The organism is Falsibacillus pallidus (genome assembly GCF_050990905.1).
GTDB lineage: Bacteria > Bacillota > Bacilli > Bacillales > DSM-25281 > Falsibacillus > Falsibacillus pallidus_A.
The window spans coordinates 3,039,617-3,064,036 of record NZ_CP158866.1 but is presented as its reverse complement, the minus strand read 5'-3'; the positions used below and the strand labels follow the sequence as shown (position 1 = coordinate 3,064,036).

The following is a 24,420-nucleotide window of genomic DNA, read 5'->3' as shown; positions in this document are numbered from 1 at the left end:
GAACAATTTCTTGAAATTTCTCTTGAAAAAAGGCTGCAAGCATTATACAATAATACTTGTCCTTAAAAGTCCGGTGATTACGGCGAAGAGGTCACACCCGTTCCCATACCGAACACGGAAGTTAAGCTCTTCAGCGCCAATGGTAGTTGGGGGTTTCCCCCTGCAAGAGTAGGACGTCGCCGGGCATTACATATGGAGGATTAGCTCAGCTGGGAGAGCACCTGCCTTACAAGCAGGGGGTCGGCGGTTCGATCCCGTCATCCTCCACCATAGATTTTTTACGAAGCGAAGTATAAAAATCTCTCTTAAATAGTAATAACACCATTTGCCGGTGTAGCTCAACTGGTAGAGCAACTGACTTGTAATCAGTAGGTTGGGGGTTCAAGTCCTCTCGCCGGCACCACTTTTTTTATAGTAAGAGCCATTAGCTCAGTTGGTAGAGCATCTGACTTTTAATCAGAGGGTCGAAGGTTCGAGTCCTTCATGGCTCACCATTAGCGGGTGTGGCGGAATTGGCAGACGCACCAGACTTAGGATCTGGCGCCGCAAGGCGTGGGGGTTCAAGTCCCTTCACCCGCATTCTGCGGAAGTAGTTCAGTGGTAGAACACCACCTTGCCAAGGTGGGGGTCGCGGGTTCGAATCCCGTCTTCCGCTCCAGTTCTTATCGCCGGGGTGGCGGAACTGGCAGACGCACAGGACTTAAAATCCTGCGGTAGGTGACTACCGTACCGGTTCGATTCCGGTCCTCGGCACCATTTATATGCGCCCGTAGCTCAATTGGATAGAGCGTCTGACTACGGATCAGAAGGTTATGGGTTCGACTCCTGTCGGGCGCGCCATATTAAATTTTTAAATCGGGAAGTAGCTCAGCTTGGTAGAGCACTTGGTTTGGGACCAAGGGGTCGCAGGTTCGAATCCTGTCTTCCCGACCATTTCTACTTATAACATGGGGCCTTAGCTCAGCTGGGAGAGCGCCTGCTTTGCACGCAGGAGGTCAGCGGTTCGATCCCGCTAGGCTCCACCATATGATATTTAACTTTTGGCGGCGTAGCTCAGCTGGCTAGAGCGTACGGTTCATACCCGTGAGGTCGGGGGTTCGATCCCCTCTGCCGCTACCATAATGGACCTTTAGCTCAGTTGGTTAGAGCAGACGGCTCATAACCGTCCGGTCGTAGGTTCGAGTCCTACAAGGTCCACCATTCTATTGATTTTTATACAACACGGAGGAATACCCAAGTCCGGCTGAAGGGATCGGTCTTGAAAACCGACAGGCGGGTCAAACCGCGCGGGGGTTCGAATCCCCCTTCCTCCTCCATATTTTTTTAAAGAATTTTATTATCGTCGCGGGGTGGAGCACGTTCGAATAAACTTCGAAGGTATCACTTCAGCGCACCGACTGAGCTGCATCTTGAAAAAGCTTGCTGAAGTCGGGGTGGTCATAACCAAACCATTGCGTTAGGTCACCAAATATCAATTATTTATCGTCGCGGGGTGGAGCAGTCTGGTAGCTCGTCGGGCTCATAACCCGAAGGTCGCAGGTTCAAATCCTGTCCCCGCAATTTTGGTCTGGTAGTTCAGTTGGTTAGAATGCCTGCCTGTCACGCAGGAGGTCGCGGGTTCGAGTCCCGTCCAGACCGCCATTTATTTTTAGGCGAAAAACTGAATTTGATGTGTCAAGTAAAGACTCATCAAGAATGAAAGGTTTAGGATAGGCAAGAAGTTCGAGGAAGCGAGAGAACGAAAGCCGGAGCGTGCTGTACGTACGTGAGGACTTGAGTGATCGAAGCTGACGAAGAAATTCGCAGCCTAGCGTAAACCGTAACTAAAATGGCTTGGTAGCTCAGTCGGTAGAGCAATGGACTGAAAATCCATGTGTCGGCGGTTCGATTCCGTCCCAAGCCACCATTTATCTAGCCGCAACATTTCTATATTTACTAACTATGGCGGCTGTGGCGAAGTGGTTAACGCATCGGATTGTGGCTCCGACACTCGTGGGTTCGATTCCCATCAGTCGCCCCATAGATGCGGGTGTAGTTTAGTGGTAAAACCTCAGCCTTCCAAGCTGATGATGAGGGTTCGATTCCCTTCACCCGCTCCAATATTATTTGGGCCTATAGCTCAGCTGGTTAGAGCGCACGCCTGATAAGCGTGAGGTCGGTGGTTCGAGTCCACTTAGGCCCACCATTCCGCAGTAGCTCAGTGGTAGAGCTATCGGCTGTTAACCGATCGGTCGCAGGTTCGAGTCCTGCCTGCGGAGTTATTTTTTTATATGGGGAAGTACTCAAGTGGCTGAAGAGGCGCCCCTGCTAAGGGTGTAGGTCGCGTAAGCGGCGCGAGGGTTCAAATCCCTCCTTCTCCGCCATATATAACGGCCCGTTGGTCAAGCGGTTAAGACACCGCCCTTTCACGGCGGTAACACGGGTTCGAATCCCGTACGGGTCATCTAATAGGAAACAGGAAGAGAATAATCTCTTCCTGTTTTTTTTTTGCGTTTAAGAAATTTTCTAATCTCTAAAAAGGATTGATATGGGTTAATGGTGTAAAAGTGAGCGGAATTGAAGCGAAATGTAACTCCAGAGCTGCTGAAGGGGCCAAAATGATTGTCCAGATAGGTAAAAAAAGTCTTTTGAAGTATTAAATGAGTAAAATAGCATGAAAATTAATAGTAATTTCCACCCCTCCACATGCTCTATGCGCGAAAATTCTGTGTCTATGAGCTACTTTTTAGTTTTATGCGCGAAAAATTGATTTCTATGCGCCAGGCAGTGCCTCTTATGCGCCAAACCCCCACCCTTATGCGCCGACGCCATCATTCGACAAAAGTCGGGGGGTGACAGGCACCTCAAAGATACCCTAAAGACACCCTCAAGGCACCTCTACAAAAACCAAGGAGTGCCAGCTACCCAACGCTCCCATACCATTTCCATTGAGGCGCCATCATTCGACAAAAGTCGGGTGGTGACAGACACCTTCAAGCATGCATTGTCGATACTTTTGTTTTTTTATTAAAAGGGATTCTTACATGTTGCACGAAAATTGAACATAACATTTTTAATTATTGAAGGTGGTCCGCGTATGGAGGTTATGAATCCCACGGATAAGGAGTTTCACTTATTTCATGAAGGAAAGCTGTTTCAGGCATATCATCTTTTCGGTGCACATGTTTATCACATAGGAAAAGAGTATGCAACAAGGTTCTGTGTGTGGGCTCCACATGCCATCGAGGTGCAGGTAATTGGATCATTTAATCAGTGGGATGGGAGCGCCCATGTCATGGAGAGGGAAGGATCTGAATGCTGGTGCCTGCAAGTTCCGAAAAACCTGGAGGGCCATCAGTATAAATATAGGATTTTGACAAGTGGGGGGGACCGTTTGGATAAAACGGACCCATTTGCTTTTTATACTGAAGTGAGGCCGGGGAATGCAGGGATCATCTATCGATTAAATGGATTTCAATGGAGCGATTCAAACTGGATGGAAAACAGGTCCCTTAAAGGCTCCGTGAAGGCCCCTATTGCCATTTATGAAGTTCATCCAGGCTCTTGGAGAAGAAATAGTGATAACGGGTTTATAGGCTATTCTGAGCTTGCTGATGAGCTTATACCATATGTGAAGGAGCATGGATTCACACATGTGGAACTCCTGCCCCTTGCAGAGCATCCCTTTGACGGGTCTTGGGGGTACCAGGGTACAGGCTATTTTGCACCTACGAGCAGGTATGGGAGTCCGTTTGACTTGATGGATTTAATCAATCGGCTGCATGCTGCGAACATCGGGGTGATCCTTGATTGGGTCCCTGGACATTTTTGCAAGGATGCGCATGGCTTATATCAATTTGACGGTGACTGTGTATATGAATATCAAAATGAAAAACATCGGGAGAATGGAGTGTGGGGGACGGCCAACTTTGATCTCGGCAAGAGGGAAGTGAGAAGTTTCCTGATATCGAATCTGCATTATTGGATGAACTGCTTTCATATAGATGGATTCAGGGTGGATGCAGTCGCCAATATTATTTACTGGCCGAATGAAGAGGGGCAATTTAATCATGGTGCGATTGATTTTTTAAAGGAAATGAATGGTTTTGTCCATCAGTATGATCCGGGTATCCTGATGATTGCGGAGGATTCCTCTGATTTCCCTGGAGTAACAGACAGTATACAAAATGGTGGTCTTGGTTTCGGCTATAAGTGGAATATGGGGTGGATGAATGACCTCCTTCGATATATGGAAACCCCTCCAGAGGAAAGAAAGGATGTGCACTCCCTTATCACCTTTTCATTGATGTATGCATTTTCGGAGAAATTCATCCTTCCCCTCTCCCATGATGAAGTGGTACATGGAAAGAAGTCACTGCTCGATAAATGCCCCGGGAATTATGAGGATAAGTTTTCACAGCTTCGTCTTCTATGTGGTTATCTTGTGGCGCATCCTGGAAAGAAATTGCTGTTTATGGGTGCGGAACTTGCTTCTTTTTCTGAATGGGATGAAGCGAGGGCATTGGATTGGAATTTAATGGAGTTTGAGCAGCATCAAAAAACGAATGTTTTCTTGAAGCAATTGCTTCATTTATATCAATATATGCCGCCTCTATTTGAAATGGATGACAGGCACGAAGGGTTTGAATGGATCGATGTAAATAACTCAGACCAGCAGATTTTTTCATTTATCCGCCATGGGTTGAACCGACATGATTTTGTCACTGTCATCTGTAATTTCAGCAGGAAATCATACTATCAATATAAAGTGGGAGTTTTAGAGGCTGATTTTTATTTGGAAATTTTAAATAGCGACCATTCGGATTTCGGCGGATCAGGAAGAATAAATGAAGGCCCCATCATTTCCAACAAAGGGGTATATCACGGCAAGCCTCATTATATCGAGCTTACCATCCCGCCTTTCTCCATTATTTATCTCAAACCATCCATCCAACGAAAGGAGCAAGACATCAATGGTAAAAGTCGATTGCGTAGCAATGCTGTTAGCGGGAGGAAAAGGAAGTCGGTTAAACTCATTAACACAAACCTTGGCTAAACCAGCAGTTCCATTTGGGGGAAAGTATCGAATCATTGATTTTGCCTTGAGCAACTGCACGAATTCAGGAATTGATACGGTCGGTGTCCTGACGCAGTACCAGCCGCTTCTTCTTCATTCATATATCGGCATCGGAAGTGCATGGGATCTGGACAGGAAAAGCGGGGGAGTGACCGTACTGCCTCCATATAGTGAGTCATCCCAAGTCAGGTGGTACAGCGGGACGGCCAGTGCCATCTATCAGAATTTTAATTATCTGGAACAGTTCAATCCGGAGTATGTCTTAATTCTATCAGGGGATCACATTTACAAGATGGATTACTCTGAAATGCTGCAGTTCCATATTGAGCAAAAAGCAGATGCGACGATATCCGTCATTGAAGTTCCGTGGGAAGAAGCCAGTAGATTTGGCATCATGAACACGAATGAAAGCATGGAAATCATTGAATTTGAAGAAAAGCCCGATATCCCTAAGAATAACCTTGCATCAATGGGAATCTACATCTTTAAGTGGAGCATTTTAAGGGATAGCCTCCAGAGGGACAGCTTGAATCCTGAATCTTCTCATGATTTCGGGAAGGATGTGATCCCGATGATGTTAAAAGAGAATAAAAGATTGGTGGCATATCCTTTCAGCGGATATTGGAAGGATGTTGGCACAGTAAATAGTCTTTGGGAAGCAAACATGGATCTTTTGGAAGAAAACTGTGAACTCAATCTATTTGACCATGACTGGAGGATTTATTCTGTCAATCCGAATCAGCCTCCTCAATATATCGGACGGGACGCTGTAGTGGAAGAATCTCTGATCAATGAAGGATGTGTCGTGGAAGGGGATGTTGAAAAATCCGTACTTTTCCAAGGGGCATATGTAGGGCGGAATTCAAAGGTTTATCAATCGGTCATAATGCCAGATGCTGTTGTTGGCGAAAATGTCTATATTGAAAGAGCCATCGTCTCTTCATCTGTGAAAGTTCCGGATGGTGCACGCATCTATCCCGATGATGCCTCTTCGGATGTCCTGTTGGTGACGGAAGACTATTTAAGAACACACAATATCTGTTGAAGGGCAGGGAGAGAAAAATGAATAAATCATTGCTTGGTGTCATTGATGCCACAACGAGCCACGAATTATTGGAGCCTTTGATGTCTAACCGCTCACTTGCAGCTGTTCCAATCGGGGGAAGATACAGATTGATCGATTTTATCCTCTCCAATATGGTGAACTCGGGGATTCAGAGCGTTGGGATTTTTCCTAAATCACAATACAGGTCATTGATGGACCATCTGGAGTCAGGGAAGAATTGGGATTTGAACAGGAAGCGTGATGGCTTATTTTTCTTTCCGGCATCAGGAGTGGATGAGGCGGCAGATGCTTTTTGCCACTTTTCTCATCACTTGGACTTCTTTTATCGCAGCTCACAGGAATATTCATTGATCAGCAATTGCTTCACCATGAACACGATGAACTTTCAGCCGATCTTAGAAAGGCATATTCAGACCGGATGTGATATAACGGAAATCTGCCATGAAGGAAAATCAATTGAGATGTATATTTTAAAGACATCTCTCCTCATTGAATTGATCACATCGCGGCAGCAAACAGGATTTTTGAGCATGAAAGATGTAGTTGCCAGAGGTAAAAGCCGCTATCAGTTAGGAAGGTATGAAGTTACCAATTTTACAAAGATGATCGATTCCATAGACAACTATTATGAGGTGAGCCTATCCCTGCTTGACCCGACAATTTGGAAGCAATTATTTGTAGGGGACCAGCCGGTATTCACTAAGGTGAAGGATGAACCGCCAACGAGATATTCGAGTGGTGCAGTCGTGAAAAATTCCATGATTGCCAACGGCTGCGTGATAGAAGGGCACGTAGAAAACAGCATTATTTTCAGAGCAGTGAAAATCGCTAAAGGGACGGTAATTAAAGACAGCATCATCATGCAGAAAAGCCAAATTGGATCTGATTGCTTGTTAGAATCGGTCATACTGGATAAAGAAGTAAAAATAGAAAATGGGGTTGTGCTGAAGGGGCAGAAATCATCGCCTATCGTTCTTCAAAAAGGCACCACACAGGGAGCACTGATGAATTTATGAAACTATTATTCGTTGTCTCAGAATGCGTTCCATTTGCAAAGTCAGGGGGATTGGCTGATGTAGCCGGTGCACTTCCAAAGAAACTCAAGGAAAGAGGCCATGATATCAGGGTGATGATGCCTAAATACGGTCAGATTCCCCAGGAATTTAAAGATAAGATGCAGCACGCATGTGATTATCGGGTCCAAATGGGCTGGAGAAATCAATATTGCGGAATTGAAAAAATGGAATGGGAAGGGGTCGTCTATTACTTCATTGATCATGAATACTATTTTAACCGGGGTGATATGTACGGCCATTTTGATGATGGAGAGCGATTTTCGTTTTTTTGCCGGGCGGTGCTTGAGTCATTTGAACATCTTTCTTTCTTCCCAGATATCATTCATTGCCATGATTGGCATACAGGAATGGTGCCGCTCTGCCTGAGGGCAGATTACCAAAAAAAATCAGGCTATGAGTTTATAAAAACGGTATACACCATCCACAACCTTCAGTTTCAGGGGATTTTCCCGAAATCGGTGCTCACAGAACTATTGAACATGGATGAATCATTTTACAACAGCCGGTTAACTGAATTTTACGGGAACGTCAATTTTATGAAATCAGCCATCGCAGCAGCCGATCAAATTACGACTGTAAGCGAGACCTACAGCAAAGAAATTCTTACTGAATATTTTGGGGAGAAGCTTGACGGAATATTGAGCAAGCGCTCAGATTCGCTGAAGGGAATTTTGAATGGCATTGACTACGAGCTGTATGACCCAGTAAATGATCCTTGGCTGACAAAAAATTATGATGCTGATTCCCTTGATGGAAAAGTAGCCAATAAATTAAATCTGCAAGAGTCATTTCAACTGCCAGTATCTGAGGATATCCCAGTTGCGGCAATGATTTCCCGATTAACGGCACAAAAAGGGATTGATTTGATAAGGGGAGTATTCCATGAAATCCTTGCCCATGATCTTCAGCTCATCATTTTAGGAACTGGTGATGCTGAATACGAAAATTTTGTCCGGGAAATGGCCGATCGATATCCGCAAAAAGTAAAGGCTGTCATCGGCTTTGATGAACAATTGGCTCACAAAATCTATGCCGGGGCAGACTTATTCCTTATGCCTTCCAAGTTTGAACCTTGCGGACTGGGCCAGTTGATTGCCATGCGGTATGGAGCGGTCCCTGTTGTCAGAGAGACTGGGGGATTGAAAGATACCGTCTTTCCTTTCAATGAGTTTACCAATGAAGGGAACGGATTCAGCTTCTCAAATTACAATGCCCATGACATGCTGTTCACGATTGAACGTGCACTAAAATTTTTCCATGATCAGTCAAAATGGAAGCAAATAGTACAGAATGCCATGAAACAGGATCATAGCTGGGAGGCATCTGCCTCTCATTATGAAGAACTGTACAGCAGTCTGTTAGCCAGGAGAGAAAGCCATGTTTTCTGACCGCGATGAATTTAAGCTTGCCTTCCTGAAAAAGTTGGAGATGATGAGCGGAAAAGGATTCCAGGAAACCAATTCAAACGATCATTTCATGGCTTTAGGCAACATGGTCCGGGAGCATATCAGCATGGATTGGATCAATTCTAATGAACAGTACAGAATTTCAAAAAACAAACAGGTATACTACCTTTCAATTGAATTTTTGCTGGGGAAAGTCCTCGTTCAGAATTTGCTTAATCTAGGGATTTATGACGTCGTTAAAGAGGGATTGTATGATTTGGGCATCTCGCTTGATGAATTAGAGGAAATGGAGCCGGATGCCGGCCTTGGCAATGGAGGACTGGGAAGGCTGGCAGCTTGCTTTATGGATTCCCTTGCCTCTCTCCAGCTGCCTGGGCATGGCTGCGGCATCAGGTATAGGCATGGGTTATTCGAACAGAAGATTGTCGACGGATATCAGGTGGAATTGCCGGAGCATTGGCTGAAAAACGGCCATGTTTGGGAAGTGAGAAAAAACGATTTGGCAGTGGAGATCCCTTTTTGGGGGAGGGTGGAGAGCCATTACCGGGACGGGAGGCTGACTTTTTCCCATCTCGATGCGGAATATGTCACAGCCATCCCCTATGATGTACCGGTAGCAGGCTATAAAAATGGTACGGTCAATACATTAAGGCTATGGAGTGCGGAAGCTTCACCCTATCCGGCTGGCCGGGATATCCTGAAATATAAGCGGGAGACCGAAGCCATCACTGAATTCCTTTACCCTGACGATGCACATGATGAAGGGAAGATCCTTCGACTGAAGCAGCAGTATTTCCTCGTTTCGGCAAGTCTATCAGCCATCATCAAACAATATTTAGAGAGAAAAGGCACAATGAAGGAATTTGCTGATCATGTGTGCATCCATATCAATGATACCCATCCCGTATTGGCTATCCCTGAGTTGATGAGGATCTTGATTGATCGTTTTTCCCTCTCCTGGGATGAAGCGTGGGACATCACCAGCAAAACCATTTGCTATACCAACCATACGACGTTGTCTGAGGCACTGGAGAAATGGCCCGTCCACCTTTTCAAACCGCTGCTTCCCCGGATTTTCATGATTGTCGAAGAAATCAATGAACGGTTCTGCAAAGAATTATGGGAAGCATACCCGGGTGACTGGGAACGAATCGAGCGGATGGCCATCCTTTCTCATGGCCAAATCAAGATGGCGCATTTAGCAATAGCCGGAAGCTTCAGTGTCAATGGGGTTGCGCATCTCCATACTGAAATCTTAAAAGAACGGGAAATGAAAGACTTTCATCAATTCTATCCTGGCAAGTTCAACAATAAAACGAATGGGATCACCCACAGACGTTGGCTTTTAAAGGCGAATCCTGAGTTATCAAGGTTGATTAGCAATGGAATTGGCGATCAATGGATCCATCATCCCGATGAATTGGAAAGATTAAATGGGTTCCTGCATGATGGAGCATTTTTACAGCAATTGGACATGATTAAACAAAAAAAGAAAGAGCAGTTTGCAAAGCGTATTTGGGAGAAGCAGCAAATTGCCGTTGATCCTGCCTCCATTTTTGATGTCCACATCAAAAGGCTGCATGCCTACAAACGGCAGCTATTAAATATTCTGCACATCATGCATTTATACAATCGGATCCATGATGACCGCGGCTTCACATTTTATCCAAGGACGTTCATATTTGGGGCAAAGGCATCACCGGGATATTATTATGCAAAAAAAATCATCAAACTCATCCATACGGTGGCAGATAAAATCAGCAGAGATCCTGTAGCGAGAGATCGCATAAAAATCATATTCACGGAAAATTACCGCGTATCATTAGCAGAAGAAATCATCCCGGCCGCTGATATCAGTGAACAGATATCCACTGCAAGCAAGGAAGCTTCAGGGACTGGAAATATGAAACTGATGATGAACGGGGCTGTGACAGTAGGAACGATGGATGGGGCGAACGTAGAGATCCATGAAAAAGTCGGGTCGGATGGAATCTTTATTTTTGGTCTTTCAGCTGAGGAAGTCTTGAGATATCAACAGCAAGGCGGCTACCATTCGACAGAGTATTACCACCATCATGAAGAAATAAAACGGGTGGTCGATCAGCTTGTGGACGGCTTCCTCCCAGATGGGGCGGAGGAATTCCTGCCAATTTTTGATTCGCTTTTAGACGGAAATGATCAATATTTCGTGCTAAGGGATTTTGCTTCCTATGCGTCCATTCAAGAGAAGGCGGGAGAAGTATATCAAAAGCGGAACGAATGGCTTTCCATCAGTTTAAAAAATATTGCGTATTCAGGCTATTTCTCCAGTGATAGAACGATACAGCAATATGCCGAAGAGATTTGGGGAATCCATTCTGTCCCCAATTTACTAGCAAAATAAAAACGGCGGATTTCCGCCGTTTTTGTTTTAACTACTCATTTTTCTTATCATCATCTATATAACTGTCCCGCTTTTTATATGGGATGTTTCCAACCGGTGATTCAAGATCCTCGGACTCCAGTCTTTCTTCGTATTCCTCATGTTTTTTCGAAGGGTATACTTTTCGATTCTTCCCATCGATATCAGTTGCAATGAAGGACTCATAGTCTTCAGTAAATCCTTCTGTATCATAGTCGTCTTCATTATAGAGGCTTTCATAATCCTCGACACTTTCCTTGAAATCCGATGGGGTCTCGGATGTTCCATACCGCGCAACTTCTTGGAAGCTGTCTTCGTAGTCCCTGACGCCGTCTTGATCTGGATGGCGGAATGTATCTCCGTGAGCAGGCTCGAGCACATCTTCTTCAACTGGCCGATCGCCTGCAATATGTTGTGCCTGGGAATGATCCTTGCAGTAAAGTGTTGTCGGAATGGCCTCCAGACGCTCAAAAGGGATATCCTGCCCGCATGTTTTACATCTTCCGTAGGTGCCGTCTTCCATGGCATCCAAAGCCTGATTCACTTTCTGTAATCCCGATTTGTCATGTTCGTCCAATGCGAGATCCTTTTCCCTTTCATACAACTCTGTACCCATATCAGCGGGATGATTATCGTACATGGACAGTTCGCCGGAATTTTCGCTTTGGCTGCGGTCTTCCATATTTTCAGTCTCTCTTTTTAAATGTCCCGTAAACTGCTTTTTCTGTTCCGTTAGTTCTTCTTTCAATGTGGAAAGCTGTTCTGTTGTAAGCATATCTACACTTCCTTCTCGAATAACTTCGTCTTTGTTTAGTATTGTCTTCTGCAACCTAAATCATGAAGAAGTTTTATTTTAATATTTATCCCCTATTCTAATTCTCAAACATAAAAAGGATTGCCCGCTTTTGGGCAATCCTTTTAAAGATGATTATTAAATAATATAAGCGATGAACAATCCGACGGTCAGCAAAAAGCCGAAGATGGTATTGGTCTGCGCGGTGGCTTTCATAGCGGGCATCATCTGGATCGGAGCTGATTTGCCGATAAACCCTTTGATTGCCTGTATGGCCTTTGGGATACTGAGGCAAGTCAGCAGCATCCAGAAGGAAACATGCATGAAAATAATCAATGCTGCGATCCATAAGTAAGATATGAGGAACATGGCCCCAAGAAGATAGATCGCACCTTTTCGACCGAGCAGAATTGCAAGGGTTTTACGTCCATTAAGCTTGTCCCCATCAAGATCCCTGATGTTATTCGCCAAAAGGATGGCACCGACCAGAAGGAAGATCGGAAACGAGAATAAAATACTTGAAGCGGTTACGCTGCCGGTTTGGATATAGAATGAAATCAAGATGATAGCAACACCCATGAATAATCCTGCGGTCAACTCCCCAAAAGGAGTATAGGCTATCGGAACCGGGCCGCCGGTATAAAAATAGCCGACGACCATGCAGATTAGGCCGACCAATGCAATCCACCAGGAACTATTCATACAAATATAGACTCCGAGAAGCATTGCAATTCCGTAAAAAATCAAAGCCAGATTAAGGACTGTCTTCGCTTTGACGCCGTTCCTGACAATGGCTCCGCCAATTCCAACAGACGATTCATTGTCAAGGCCCCTTACGTAGTCATAATACTCATTAAACATATTGGTAGCTGCCTGTATCAACAGGCTTGCAATCAGCATCGCAGCAAATAATCCATAGTGGATATCTGTGTATTTCAAAGCTAGAACGGATCCAAGGAGCACCGGTACAAATGCCGCCGTCAGAGTATGAGGCCGCATAAGCTGCCACCAGATTTTAAACCCATGATCCCTTTCAATAGCCGGAGTAGAATGAACACCCATTATATGTCTCTCCCTTTATCATATGTTGCAATTTCTTTACAAACTAAAGTGTAGGTAATGGGACAGTGGGTGTCAATCACTTTTTTGTCCATACAGAAGGAGCGTTTTCCTGATGAGAAGCGGCATTACCTGAAAAAAATCGGGGGATATATTATAATAAGGATAATTGTCACATGATTGACAGGCATTTTATTTAGGGTGTATCTTTAGTTGTATTTGCATATTAACGAAGTAAAGGCATAAGTGGGGGGAAGAAATTGGCCATTATACAGCAATCTAAAATCAACAATGCTTTTAAGAAAGCCAAACAAGAGAAAAGACAGGTTTTATTTAGTTCAACGATAGAGGTCCAGAATGCTGTCGACCCCCTTGCTTTCTTTAAAAATGGAAAAGAAAAGTATCGAGGAGAGCGGTTTTTCTGGAAAGATTCCTCCAATGAACGCATCTTGGCAGGAATAGGTGTGGAAAAATCATTTCAATATAATGAAGTGGACCATCGCTTTTTTGAGGCTGAATCGGAGTGGAAGCGCTTAATTGAACATGCAATCATCGACAACCCGTCGGATATTCCCGGTACGGGCCCATTGTTGTTTGGAGGATATTCATTTGATCCTTTAAGCGAAAAAGAGGAAGAATGGGCAGATTTTGCTGCAAGCCAATTTTATTTACCAAGACATATGCTCACTATTTCTCAAGGTAAAAAATATTTGACGGTGAATATTCTATGTTCGCCAAATAATGATGAAGCGCCTGCACTGCAGAGTGAAATAAATGATCTTTTGTCCATGGGCGGTAAAGGGCAAGGGAAAAAATCGATAGAAGAAGCTTCCATAGAAGAAATCCATAAGGAAGCTTGGATTAAAGCGGTGGAAGATGTCATAGAGGAATTGAGGGCAGGAGAATTGCAAAAAGTGGTCCTTGCCCGAAAAATCAAAGCAGCTTTCAAAGAGACCATAAAACCACCGGTTGTCTTAGAGGCTTTATTAAATGAACAGCCTGACAGCTTTACATTTGCCTTCGAATCAGGGGAAAGCTGCTTTATCGGTGCTTCCCCAGAGAGATTGATTCAAAAGAACGGAAGCAAGGTTCTGTCGACATGCCTGGCAGGCTCCATCCGCAGAGGGACAGCAGATGAAGAAGATAATCTGCTTGGATTGGAACTGCTTAACGATCAAAAAAATCTTCAAGAACATGCGTTTGTCGTCCGGATGATTGAATCTGTCTTTGCAAAATACTGCAAAGATGTGAAAATTCCAGACGGACCAACATTATTGAAATTAAGGGATATCCAGCATTTATACACACCTGTCGTTGGAACCATTGATGAAGAGGTTCCTTTATCCGCCCTCATTCAAGCTTTGCATCCGACTCCTGCTCTTGGGGGAGAACCGAGGGAAAAGGCAATGGAAGTAATACGACAGAAGGAAAAGATGGATAGAGGACTATATGCTGCTCCCATCGGTTGGTTCGATTACCGTGGCAATGGGGAATTTGCTGTTGCCATACGCTCGGGCCTTTTAAAGAACAATGAAGCTTTTCTATATGCTGGATGCGGGGTTGTAGCTGATTCCGATCCGCTAAGTGAATACATTGAAACAAAGATAAAGCTTAAACCGATGTTGAGAGCTGTTGGAGGAATAGAATCATGAGCCATACACAATCACTGACTCGATATACAGCTTCTTTCATAGATGAACTTGTACAGGCAGGCATCACTGATATGGTCGTTAGCCCTGGTTCCAGGTCCACCCCTATGGCCATTCTGATGGCAGAACATCCGGCGATCAATTTATATATGAATGTTGATGAAAGATCTGCTGGATTCTTTGCCCTTGGGCTTGCCAAGGCTTCGAAAAAACCTGTTGTCCTTTTATGTACATCCGGGACAGCTGCAGCAAATTATTTTCCTGCAGTCGTAGAAGCGAACCTCTCCAGGGTGCCGCTGATTGTCCTGACAGCCGACCGTCCCCATGAGCTAAGGAATGTAGGGGCTCCGCAGGCTATCGATCAAATTCATCTTTTCGGCTCCCATGTTAAATGGTTCAATGAAATGGCGCTGCCAGATGCTGATGAATCCATGATCAACTATGTGAAAGCCGCTGCAAACAGGGCAGTTGGAGTTGCAAAATCGATGCCTTCCGGACCAGTCCATCTTAATTTCCCTTTCCGTGAACCGCTCATCCCCGACTTAAGCGGGGAAGTTTTTGAGTCGGTCAATGGGATGGATAAGAAAATGACGATCCCTAAAATAATGGATGGTTCATTGCATTTAGATGAAAATCAATTGGATGAATTGTCCTCTATTTTCTCAGCACATGAAAAAGGGATCATTGTATGTGGCCCGATGGATGCGGATGCAGCAGGTCCCATTATCGAACTTGCTGAAAGGCTTGGCTATCCGGTCCTTCCAGATCCTCTTTCACAGTTGAGAAGTTGCAGGGAAGAAGTGGACCAGGAAATACTTTTGGAAGGATACGATGCGTTCCTTCGTACAGAAGCTGTGAAACAGACATTAAAACCAGATGTAGTCATACGACTGGGGGCAATGCCGGTTTCAAAATCAGCCATGCTGTATATGAAAAGTCTTAGATCTGCCCAGCACGTGGTCGTTGATTCCGGAAGCGGCTGGAGGGACCCATCCCATATTGCCACAACAATGGTCTACAGCGACGAAGCCTCCTTCTGCCAAAACTTGATCAAGAGGGCAGGCAATCAAAACAGGGACAGCAGCTGGCTAAAGATGTGGAAAGACATCAATTCCATAACAATAAAGAATATGGCTCAAATCGAATTGGCAGAAGATATGGACGAAGGAAAAGTATTCTTCGAAATGGCAAATAATCTTCCGGAAAACAGCGGGATTTTTGTTGGAAACAGTATGCCGATCCGTGATATCGATTCGTTCTTCTTCAATAACAAGAAGAACATCCACATCTTGGCCAACCGAGGTGCAAACGGCATTGACGGCGTGGTTTCGAGTGCCTTGGGGGCAAGCGCCCATATTCACCCGATGCATCTTGTGATTGGCGACCTGTCCTTTTTCCATGATATGAACGGCCTCTTGGCAGCCAATATGAATAAACTGAATCTAACCATTATCATCTTGAATAATAATGGGGGAGGGATTTTTTCCTACCTTCCACAGGCGGAAAAAGCCCCTCATTTTGAGCTGCTGTTCGGTACGCCGACGAACCTCGATTTCAAGCATGCTGCTGCTTTATATGGAGCGGATTATACTTTGGCAGAAAGCTGGGATGACTTTAATTCCGCTTTGACAAATACTGCAGTAAATGACGGATTGAAGATCATTGAAGTTCAGACAAACAGAGAAAAAAATGTACAAGTTCATCGAGAATTGTGGAATACTGTTTCCCGGGAAATTGAAGACTATCTAAAAGGTGACAAATAATGAAAATCTTCATCGACGATGTTTATTATGCTGTCGAATCCGAGGGTATAGGGGAACCACTCATTTGCCTGCATGGGTTTACAGGTGATGGAAGTACATGGGACGATTTAAAGCATCAGCTGTCACGGGATTTCCGTGTGATCACCATTGATTGTCTTGGTCATGGGAACTCCGACATTCCAAATGATTTTCATCGGTACAGCATTGAAAAATGCGCTCATGATCTGAATCGGATTCTTGAGGAGCTGCAATTGGATTCTGTTAATGTCCTTGGCTATTCAATGGGCGGAAGACTCGCACTTACATTTGCGGTCTTATTTCCTGACAAGGTGAAAAGGCTGGTCCTTGAGAGCTCTTCCCCGGGGTTGAAGACAAAGGCAGAACAAAAATCAAGGAAAATTGCCGATGAGAAGCTGTGTCAGATACTGCTGGAAGAAGGAATAGAGGCATTTGTGGATTATTGGGAAAATATCGCATTATTTTCTTCACAAAAAAAACTTCCTGCCGAAAAACGACAGAAGATAAGGGATCAGCGGTTGAACTGTGACCCTCTTGGTTTAGCGAACAGTTTAAGGGGGATGGGGACAGGGGCCCAGCCAAGCTGGTGGGATAGCCTGGATAATCTTCAGATGCCGGTTCTATTATTGGCTGGGGAACTCGATGAAAAGTTCTGTTTATTGAACGAAGAAATGAAAAACAGGCTGCCGAATGCTGTCTTTCATAAAATTTCTCAATGCGGACATGCTTTACATGTGGAACATTCGACAAAGTTTGGTAAAATGGTAGAGGAGTTTTTATTAACTACATAAGGAGGAAGAAACAATGAACTATGAATGGGTAGCTGGTAGAAAGTACGATGAAATTATTTACGAAACGTATAACCACGTTGCGAAAATCACGATCAACCGTCCGGAAAAGCGCAATGCATTCACGCCGAAAACGGTAGCGGAACTGATTGATGCGTTCGCTTATGCGCGTGATGACTCTAACATTGGTGTCATTATTCTTACGGGTGCTGGAGATTTGGCATTCTGTTCAGGCGGGGACCAAACAGTCCGCGGCCATGGCGGCTATGTTGGCGAAGATCAAATCCCACGTTTGAATGTTCTTGACTTGCAGCGTTTGATCCGCGTCATTCCAAAGCCGGTCATCGCGATGGTAGCAGGTTATGCAGTCGGCGGCGGACACGTCCTCCACGTTGTTTGTGACATTACAATTGCAGCAGAAAATGCGATCTTTGGACAAACAGGTCCTAAAGTAGGAAGCTTTGATGCTGGATATGGTGCAGGCTATTTGGCTCGTATCATCGGACATAAAAAAGCAAAAGAAATTTGGTACCTTTGCCGTCAATACAATGCTCAAGAAGCATTGGATATGGGACTTGTCAATACAGTCGTGCCATTAGAGAAACTGGAAGAAGAAACGATGCAATGGGCAGAAGAAATGCTTCAAAAGAGCCCTACAGCCCTTCGCTTCCTAAAAGCAGCTTTCAATGCTGATACTGACGGACTTGCAGGTCTGCAGCAGCTTGCCGGCGATGCAACTCTTCTTTACTACACAACTGACGAAGCAAAAGAAGGCCGCGACGCATTCAAAGAAAAACGCAGCCCGGACTTCGGACAATTCCCAAGATTCCCTTGATCACGAAAAGCGGAAGCGGCTGTTTAGAGGCGCCGAGGTTGGACTGAAGCGCAGCGAGATAAAGGAAACACGAAGAGAGCCAGCGAATCGATGTTGACTTATCGTAAGCGCGCTGAAGGAAACCTCCCAGCCTCTAGCCGCTGGAGCTGGACATAGAAAAGCGGAAGCGCCCTGATAGACCCGACCAGCATAAGAGGGAACTCGAAGGTAATCCTGATTTCCGTAGAGTTATGGCTTATGACTCGAGGGGCTGGGTGCTGGAGCTGGATCACGAAAGAGGAATCCATTTTAACTTATTAATCCGGAAGCTTGGTGGTCCTGCCATCAAGCTTTCTTTTTCAGGAGGAACCATCATGGAACAGCACTTGCCGAATTGGCTGAAACAAAGAGCCTATCTTACACCTGAAAGAAAAGCGGTCATTTTTGAAAATGAAACGCTCACCTTTCGTGAACTTTTTCAACAAGCTGTAGATTTGGCTGCTAAAATCGCCAGTTATTCCATCAGAAAAGGAGATACTGTTGGAATAATGTTGTCCAATCATATTGACACGTTCTCCGTCATCCATGCCCTGCAGCAAATGGGTGCCAAAACCTTATTCTTAAACCTTCGCCTCACCCCCTCAGAATTGGCCTGGCAGCTTCAAGATGCGAACGCAAAGCTTCTGATTGCGGATGCCGAGTCCCTTGGGAAATTAAAAGAAATTCAAAACGAATGTCCAGAGCTTGCTTGCCTCTCGTTATCGGAGTTAAAAGATGCTCCTGTAAAAAGATTTGAACCGGTGGAGGAATTCTCTCTTGATTCCATCTGCTCCATCATGTATACCTCTGGAACGACAGGAAGACCAAAAGGTGTCAAGCAGACTTATGGCAACCACTGGTGGAGCGCATCCGGATCGTCCCTTAATCTGGGGCTAAGCGAAAAAGATGTTTGGGGATGTACCGTCCCGCTATTTCATATTAGCGGCTTATCCATATTAATGCGCAGTGTCATCTACGGAATGCCCGTACGACTGTTTGGTAACTTTGATGTTCATGCAATCAATCAGTGTTTAATTCAAGGGGAAATCACCATTCTATCTGTAGTGACAAGCATGCTGCAAAGGCTGCTTCTCGACTTGGATGATCAAGAATATCATGAGCAGTTCCGCTGCATGCTCCTTGGCGGTGGACCGGCCCCATTGACTATATTGGAACAGTGCAGGGATAAAGGAATCCCTGTGTTCCAAACGTACGGGATGACAGAAACTTCATCGCAAATTGTCACACTTGCGCCGGAAGACAGCATCCGTAAGCTGGGTTCTGCAGGGAAGCCGCTATTCCCATGCCAGGTAAAAATCATGAAGAATGAGAAGGATGCCCCCCCGACCGTCGAAGGAGAAATTGTGGTGAAAGGTCCGAATGTAACTCAAGGATACTTGAACCGGGATGATGCAAATAAAGAATCCTTTCATGAAGGCTGGTTCAAAACAGGGGATATCGGGTACCTTGATGAAGATGGCTTTGTGTATGTATTGGATAGAAGATCGGATTTAATCATTTCTGGGGGAGAAAATATTTATCCTGCTGAAATAGAGAATGTTTTGCTTTCACATCCTGATGTTTCTGATGCAGGGGTGAAAGGAATGAACGATGCACAATGGGGAGAGGTCCCGCACGCATTTGTTGTGGCCAAGCAAGGTTTGACAGAAAATGAGCTTCTCGATTATTGCCGTCAAAAACTAGCGAAATATAAACTCCCAAAGAAAATTCACTTTGTAAAGGAACTTCCTAGAAATGCATCAAATAAGCTTTTGCGCCGACAATTGCCGGATTTGATAGCTGAGGTGAAATGAGTGTTAAAACAGATCAATCTTTATGTAATTGAAATGCCATTAAAAAGTCCATTTTATACTCATCTTGAAGTGGTCACCAATCGCAAAGGAATCATTGTGGAAGCCATCAGCGAGAATGGAGTGAAAGGGTATGGGGAGACTGTTGCTTTCTCTACTCCCTGGTATACAGAAGAGACTGTTCAAACATCCCTCCATATGCTGAAGGATGTCATAATCCCTCTTATGAAAAAGGAAAAAGCATCGACCCCTGAAAGGTTATCCTCTGTATTTGAAAAAATCAGGGGGAACCACATGGCCAAAGCCGGAATAGAAACAGCTCTTTGGGACCTTGAAGCAAAAGAGAATGGTGAGCCGCTTTGGAAATGGATCGGCGGGGTGAGACGGGAAGTAAAAGCTGGGGTAGTGGTTGCTGCCGATTCTGTGGAAGAGGCAGAACAGCAAATTGAGGAATATCTGAACGAAGGATATGAGCGGGTGAAAATCAAAATTTCTCCTGGAAAAGATCTTTCCATCATCAAGCAGATAAAAGAAAGGTTTCCTGATCTGCCGCTGATGGCCGATGCCAACTCTGCCTATTCCTTGGAAGAAGTCGATGCAATAAAGGCATTGGATCCATTCGGACTCATGATGATCGAACAGCCTCTGGCCGTGGATGATCTTGTGGACCATTCAATCCTCCAAAAGCAGATTCAAACTCCGATCTGTTTGGATGAAAGCATATCAACCTATCATGATGCAGAAAGTGCCATCAAACTCGGAAGCTGTCAGGTCATCAATATTAAGATCGGAAGAGTGGGAGGCATACAATCAGCCAAAAGTATCCATGACCTCTGTCTCGCAAATGGTATTGATGTATGGTGCGGGGGAATGATTGAATTTGGCATTTCCCGGGCCCATAATATCGCCCTATCCACTCTTGAAGGCTTTACGATACCTGGAGACCTTTCATCATCCAGCCGTTTTTGGGAAGAGGATATCATTGAACCACAAATTGAAGTGAAAAACGGACGGATCCAGGCGCCGATGAAAAGCGGGATAGGATTTGAAATAAATGAAAGACGCCTAAAAGAAGTGACCATTCACAAAGAGGAAATAAAATGGTGAAAAGCAGGGAGGGAATCCCTGCTTTTCTGTTTGAATCGACTCTATTCAGACTTTTGTCTTAAGTAACGCTTATCATTCATGAACAAGCTCCAGAAGTAGACGAATCCAGGGAACAGAATCAAGAATCCTACGATATAAATCGTAAAGACTGCCCGAAATGAGCTTGGATCCGTAAAGCCGGATTGAATGTCCAGATCAGGGTAAATGAAATAAGGAAGGTGTGCATGTCCATATACATAGCTTGCGACCATGTATTGAATCGTAACCGCGATGACAGCCAGCCGAGGATATCCTTTTATTCCGTTTTTATCTCTTGGAAGGTAGATCGCCAAGCCGCCAATGATGAAAAATAATAAAGAAACAAGCAATAGAGGCAGATGGTCCATCATTTTTTCATATAGCCAAGGTGCTTCTGACTTTAATGTCCACATGATGAAAAATGCCGACAAAAGCGTAATGGGGCCAAGAATCATTGAATCTTTCCTATACACTCTGTACGCATCCCATTCCTTTGCAGCCTTTGAATAATCGGCCAAAAGCAAGGATGATAGAAATAGGGTGCTGCAGATGGCGAATGCAATAAATGCATATTCATTTGGGCTAGTAAATAAATCCTTGATCAATAAAGCATGCTTCCCATTCGAGAAATCAACGAACCCCCCATGGGATACAGGAAGGACGCTGATCAATAATGCTGGTATGAGGATCCCTGAAATCCCCGAAATATAAGTCAGCATTTTTCGATAGTGATCCGCGACATGGGAAAAGACTAAAAATGCGCTTCGAATGGTTAAAAGAAGAAGGATCATGCTTCCTGGAATGAGAAGGACTGTCCCAAGTGTATAAGCTGCACCGGGGAAAAGGCTGTAGATTGCCACGACAATGGCTACGATGAAAACATTCGTCACTTCCCAAGTAGGTGACAAGTACCGGTTTGCAATATTGGTGGCTTTTGTTTTATCCCGGTTATAATAAATCATCGACCAGAATCCGGCGCCGAAGTCCATGGTGGCCATGACGGCATAGATAAACACGAATCCCCAAAGGATGGTTATCGCAATTAATGCACTCCCCATCATAATCCCCCCTGTATTTTACGTATAGATCGATACATCATTAGATGAATCGTCCTTTTCCAAGTCCTTGATGGCCGGGTTCTTTTTAAAGTAGTACAGCAGTACAAGTACGACTACAACACTAAGGAAAACATACATGCCTGTGAATAGGATAAACAAGATCCCTATGTTGCCAGATGAGGTAACAGAATCAGCAGTGGTCAAAATGTGATAAATGGTCCAAGGCTGTCTGCCAGTGCACGCAAAAATCCATCCCGACTCGATTCCGAGGATGGCTAATGGCCCAGACAAAACAAATAGCCATAAGCTCCACTTAGGGAATCGATCTTTCTTCAATATCCTGGTCCAGATAAAGGCTGCCAAACCAATCAAAATCAAAAGGCTTCCGATCCCGACCATGACGTTAAATAAAGTATGGACAAACAATGGCGGCCAGAATTCCTCCGGGAAGTCATTCAACCCTTTCACTTCGGTATCAAAGCTGTTCCCCGCAAGGAAACTTAAAGCCCACGGCACTTCAATGGCAAATTTCACTTCTTCCGTCTTACGGTCAGTGAACCCTCCGATTGCTAAAGGGGCATGCGTCTGTGTTTCAAAAAGACCTTCTGCTGCTGCCAGTTTTTCCGGCTGGTATTCATGCAGCTTCTGAGCGGATTCATGTCCGTTCAAAGCCGTCAAAAGAGCAAAGATTCCTCCCGTAAATAAACATAGGACCAAAGCCCGCTGGTGGAATTTATAAACTTTTGATCCATACTCATTCTTCAGCATTTTAAAAGCGGAGACACATGCAATCGTAAATGCCCCGGTCACATATGCTGAAAGAGCGACATGTCCCGCCGTTACTAAAAAGCTTGGATTGAAAAATGCTTTCCAAGGGTCGACGTCCACAATTTTACCCCCGCTGATCCTAAAACCGGCAGGCGTCCCTTCAAATGCATGGACATTCGTGATCAATACAGCGGATGCCAATCCTCCAATTGCCACGAGGATAAGGCTTGCAATCCGCATCCAAGGGGCTATGCGGTTTGCGGCATAGACATAGATGGACATGAACAGGGCTTCAACGAAGAAGGCATACATTTCTATTTGGAAAGGCAGTGCCATGACACGCCCGATGACTTCCATGAAGCCCGGCCATAAGAGGGAAAGCTGCACCCCTGCGATTGTACCGGTTGGAATTCCAATCCCTAAAAGAACAGCGAAAGCCCGCGTCCATCTTTTTCCCATGATGACATATTCCCTGTTGTTGGTCCGCTGATAGAGTATTTCAGCCACGAGGACCATCATAGGAATTGCTACACCCAATGTTGCAAAAATAATATGAAAGGCCATGGTTGTGCCGAATAAGGATCTGGCCAAAGTCAAGTCGTCCATTTTGCTTACTCCTTTTTAAATATCAGTTTTTCCTTATTGTCCACATATTTCCTGCAACTATTCATTGTTTTTAATGAGGCACAAAAAAAGCAGTGCGGTTTTAATATCCGCACTGCTGATAAGCTAGTTATTTGCTGTTAAGGGCTGTTTTCAGTGTTTCGATGTTTTGATTCATCAAACTGAAGTAGTCGTCATGTTTTTTGATATTTTGTTGATTTAAGACTGCCAGATTATGCAGTGTCAGTGCTTTGGCACCAACCTCATCCTTTACTACATCCGTTAATTTGGAGGGCACGTTCTGTTCAAATAGGATATAGTGGATATTTTCTTTCTTTGCCAAATCTACAATGTTTTTCAATTCTTTTTGAGACGGTTCATCAGAGGTGGAAATCCCTGCAACCGATATTTGCTTCAAACCATATCTTGTTTCCCAATAACTGTAGGCTGCATGAGAAACAATGAATCTTTTTTGAGGGGCATGATCTGCCATCTCTTTGAATTTTTGATTCAGTTCATCCAGGTCTGATGCGAGGTTATCGTAATTTTTTTGGAATTCATCTTTATGGGACGGCATTTCTTTAGCTAAAGAAATCTCAATTTGTTTTGCAATCTCTTTTGCATATACCGGGTCGAGCCAGATATGAGGGTTGATATCACCGTGGTGATGTCCATCGTCATCTGCATGTGCCGCTGATTTGTCTATTTTAATTTTGCTTCCAAGAGGAATCAGTTTTACATTCTCGTCTTTTAGAGTCTGTTCTGACTTATTGACGAAACCTTCCAACCCCAATCCTACGTAAAATAGCATGTCTGAATCTGCAAGATCCATCATGTCTTTTTGAGAGGGTTCGAATGTATGCTCATCGGAGCCCGGTGGATAGATGGTATGAACGGATACATACTTTCCGCCGATTTTTTTAGTGAATTCCTCTATAGGGTAAACAGTTGTATAGATATTCAACTTATCATTGCTGCCTTTATGTTCTGCTCCGGGATTGCCGCAGGCTGCTAAGGCGACAACCAATAGAACTGCGATAAAAGAGTATATAATACGCACTATATGTGTTTCTCCTTTCCATTTAAAACGTAATCATTTCGATTTATAAGTTGTAGAATAAGAATCA

General features: G+C 44.5%; 16 protein-coding genes, 21 tRNA genes and 1 rRNA gene. 33 read left to right on the top strand and 5 right to left on the bottom strand.

Going from position 1 to position 24,420, the window contains the following annotated elements; translation table 11 throughout:
* Nucleotides 1-69 precede the first annotated feature (69 nt).
* The 27 genes from rrf to ABTV07_RS15985 all read left to right on the top strand — a co-directional run bounded on the left by rrf (nt 70) and on the right by ABTV07_RS15985 (nt 10,987).
* A 5S ribosomal RNA gene (rrf, locus tag ABTV07_RS16115) occupies nt 70-185 on the top strand.
* A 9-nt stretch (nt 186-194) separates the two neighbouring features.
* A tRNA-Val gene (locus tag ABTV07_RS16110) sits at nt 195-270 on the top strand.
* 57 nt (nt 271-327) lie between these two features.
* Nucleotides 328-403, top strand: a tRNA-Thr gene (locus tag ABTV07_RS16105).
* 15 nt (nt 404-418) lie between these two features.
* A tRNA-Lys gene (locus ABTV07_RS16100) sits at nt 419-494 on the top strand.
* A gap of 3 nt (nt 495-497) precedes the next feature.
* Nucleotides 498-579, top strand: a tRNA-Leu gene (locus ABTV07_RS16095).
* A gap of 4 nt (nt 580-583) precedes the next feature.
* Nucleotides 584-658 (top strand) — tRNA-Gly (locus tag ABTV07_RS16090).
* 9 nt (nt 659-667) lie between these two features.
* Nucleotides 668-756: transfer RNA gene (locus ABTV07_RS16085), tRNA-Leu, on the top strand.
* A 7-nt stretch (nt 757-763) separates the two neighbouring features.
* Nucleotides 764-840 (top strand) — tRNA-Arg (locus ABTV07_RS16080).
* A gap of 16 nt (nt 841-856) precedes the next feature.
* Nucleotides 857-933 (top strand) — tRNA-Pro (locus ABTV07_RS16075).
* A gap of 16 nt (nt 934-949) precedes the next feature.
* Nucleotides 950-1,025 (top strand) — tRNA-Ala (locus tag ABTV07_RS16070).
* Between the two features lie 17 nt (nt 1,026-1,042).
* Nucleotides 1,043-1,119: transfer RNA gene (locus tag ABTV07_RS16065), tRNA-Met, on the top strand.
* A gap of 4 nt (nt 1,120-1,123) precedes the next feature.
* A tRNA-Ile gene (locus ABTV07_RS16060) sits at nt 1,124-1,200 on the top strand.
* 23 nt (nt 1,201-1,223) lie between these two features.
* Nucleotides 1,224-1,316 (top strand) — tRNA-Ser (locus ABTV07_RS16055).
* A 170-nt stretch (nt 1,317-1,486) separates the two neighbouring features.
* Nucleotides 1,487-1,560 (top strand) — tRNA-Met (locus tag ABTV07_RS16050).
* A gap of 4 nt (nt 1,561-1,564) precedes the next feature.
* Nucleotides 1,565-1,641 (top strand) — tRNA-Asp (locus tag ABTV07_RS16045).
* 189 nt (nt 1,642-1,830) lie between these two features.
* A tRNA-Phe gene (locus ABTV07_RS16040) sits at nt 1,831-1,906 on the top strand.
* A gap of 38 nt (nt 1,907-1,944) precedes the next feature.
* Nucleotides 1,945-2,020, top strand: a tRNA-His gene (locus ABTV07_RS16035).
* A 5-nt stretch (nt 2,021-2,025) separates the two neighbouring features.
* Nucleotides 2,026-2,099 (top strand) — tRNA-Gly (locus ABTV07_RS16030).
* A gap of 9 nt (nt 2,100-2,108) precedes the next feature.
* Nucleotides 2,109-2,185: transfer RNA gene (locus ABTV07_RS16025), tRNA-Ile, on the top strand.
* Nucleotide 2,186: 1 nt separating this feature from the next.
* Nucleotides 2,187-2,258, top strand: a tRNA-Asn gene (locus ABTV07_RS16020).
* A 14-nt stretch (nt 2,259-2,272) separates the two neighbouring features.
* Nucleotides 2,273-2,363 (top strand) — tRNA-Ser (locus ABTV07_RS16015).
* Nucleotides 2,364-2,371: 8 nt separating this feature from the next.
* Nucleotides 2,372-2,443, top strand: a tRNA-Glu gene (locus ABTV07_RS16010).
* A 633-nt stretch (nt 2,444-3,076) separates the two neighbouring features.
* A complete protein-coding gene (glgB, locus tag ABTV07_RS16005) occupies nt 3,077-5,035 on the top strand; it encodes a 1,4-alpha-glucan branching protein GlgB (protein ID WP_433743974.1) in 1,959 nt (652 codons plus the stop codon).
* Entirely contained in the window at nt 4,953-6,101 is a 1,149-nt protein-coding gene (locus tag ABTV07_RS16000) for a glucose-1-phosphate adenylyltransferase (RefSeq protein WP_433743971.1), read from the top strand. The genes glgB and ABTV07_RS16000 overlap by 83 nt, the downstream gene beginning before the upstream one ends.
* A gap of 17 nt (nt 6,102-6,118) precedes the next feature.
* On the top strand, nt 6,119-7,138 hold the full coding sequence (locus tag ABTV07_RS15995) for a sugar phosphate nucleotidyltransferase (protein ID WP_433743969.1): 1,020 nt from the start codon (nt 6,119-6,121) through the stop codon (nt 7,136-7,138).
* Nucleotides 7,135-8,586, top strand: a complete 1,452-nt coding sequence (gene glgA / locus ABTV07_RS15990; protein ID WP_433743967.1) for a glycogen synthase GlgA — start codon at nt 7,135-7,137, stop codon at nt 8,584-8,586. The genes ABTV07_RS15995 and glgA overlap by 4 nt, the downstream gene beginning before the upstream one ends.
* Nucleotides 8,576-10,987 carry a glycogen/starch/alpha-glucan phosphorylase gene (locus ABTV07_RS15985; RefSeq protein WP_433743965.1) on the top strand — a complete coding sequence of 804 codons (2,412 nt, stop codon included), beginning with the start codon at nt 8,576-8,578 and terminating at the stop codon, nt 10,985-10,987. The genes glgA and ABTV07_RS15985 overlap by 11 nt, the downstream gene beginning before the upstream one ends.
* 31 nt (nt 10,988-11,018) lie before the next feature.
* Here ABTV07_RS15985 and ABTV07_RS15980 read toward each other — a convergent pair whose 3' ends face one another.
* A complete protein-coding gene (locus ABTV07_RS15980; RefSeq protein WP_433743962.1) occupies nt 11,019-11,780 on the bottom strand; it encodes a TraR/DksA C4-type zinc finger protein in 762 nt (253 codons plus the stop codon).
* Nucleotides 11,781-11,936: 156 nt separating this feature from the next.
* Nucleotides 11,937-12,860 carry a 1,4-dihydroxy-2-naphthoate polyprenyltransferase gene (locus tag ABTV07_RS15975; protein WP_433743959.1) on the bottom strand — a complete coding sequence of 308 codons (924 nt, stop codon included), beginning with the start codon at nt 12,858-12,860 and terminating at the stop codon, nt 11,937-11,939.
* Nucleotides 12,861-13,117: 257 nt separating this feature from the next.
* Between ABTV07_RS15975 and ABTV07_RS15970 the strand changes: the two genes are divergently transcribed.
* The 6 genes from ABTV07_RS15970 to menC all read left to right on the top strand — a co-directional run bounded on the left by ABTV07_RS15970 (nt 13,118) and on the right by menC (nt 20,846).
* A complete protein-coding gene (locus ABTV07_RS15970; protein ID WP_433743956.1) occupies nt 13,118-14,509 on the top strand; it encodes an isochorismate synthase in 1,392 nt (463 codons plus the stop codon).
* On the top strand, nt 14,506-16,269 hold the full coding sequence (gene menD, locus ABTV07_RS15965) for a 2-succinyl-5-enolpyruvyl-6-hydroxy-3-cyclohexene-1-carboxylic-acid synthase (RefSeq protein WP_433743953.1): 1,764 nt from the start codon (nt 14,506-14,508) through the stop codon (nt 16,267-16,269). Before ABTV07_RS15970 ends, menD begins: the two co-directional genes overlap by 4 nt.
* Entirely contained in the window at nt 16,269-17,078 is an 810-nt protein-coding gene (menH, locus tag ABTV07_RS15960) for a 2-succinyl-6-hydroxy-2,4-cyclohexadiene-1-carboxylate synthase (protein ID WP_433743950.1), read from the top strand. The genes menD and menH overlap by 1 nt, the downstream gene beginning before the upstream one ends.
* A gap of 13 nt (nt 17,079-17,091) precedes the next feature.
* Nucleotides 17,092-17,910 carry a 1,4-dihydroxy-2-naphthoyl-CoA synthase gene (menB, locus tag ABTV07_RS15955; protein WP_433743947.1) on the top strand — a complete coding sequence of 273 codons (819 nt, stop codon included), beginning with the start codon at nt 17,092-17,094 and terminating at the stop codon, nt 17,908-17,910.
* Between the two features lie 353 nt (nt 17,911-18,263).
* Nucleotides 18,264-19,742, top strand: coding sequence for an o-succinylbenzoate--CoA ligase (locus ABTV07_RS15950; RefSeq protein WP_433743944.1), 1,479 nt, complete (start codon nt 18,264-18,266; stop codon nt 19,740-19,742).
* Nucleotides 19,743-19,775: 33 nt separating this feature from the next.
* On the top strand, nt 19,776-20,846 hold the full coding sequence (gene menC / locus ABTV07_RS15945) for an o-succinylbenzoate synthase (protein WP_433751303.1): 1,071 nt from the start codon (nt 19,776-19,778) through the stop codon (nt 20,844-20,846).
* A 41-nt stretch (nt 20,847-20,887) separates the two neighbouring features.
* On the opposite strand, the gene ABTV07_RS15940 is transcribed toward menC, so the two are convergent.
* From ABTV07_RS15940 to ABTV07_RS15930, 3 genes are all read right to left on the bottom strand, one after another.
* Nucleotides 20,888-21,922 carry a cytochrome d ubiquinol oxidase subunit II gene (locus ABTV07_RS15940; RefSeq protein ID WP_433743942.1) on the bottom strand — a complete coding sequence of 345 codons (1,035 nt, stop codon included), beginning with the start codon at nt 21,920-21,922 and terminating at the stop codon, nt 20,888-20,890.
* An 18-nt stretch (nt 21,923-21,940) separates the two neighbouring features.
* On the bottom strand, nt 21,941-23,296 hold the full coding sequence (locus ABTV07_RS15935; protein ID WP_433743939.1) for a cytochrome ubiquinol oxidase subunit I: 1,356 nt from the start codon (nt 23,294-23,296) through the stop codon (nt 21,941-21,943).
* A gap of 127 nt (nt 23,297-23,423) precedes the next feature.
* Nucleotides 23,424-24,353, bottom strand: coding sequence for a metal ABC transporter solute-binding protein, Zn/Mn family (locus tag ABTV07_RS15930; protein ID WP_433743936.1), 930 nt, complete (start codon nt 24,351-24,353; stop codon nt 23,424-23,426).
* Nucleotides 24,354-24,420: the final 67 nt, after the last annotated feature.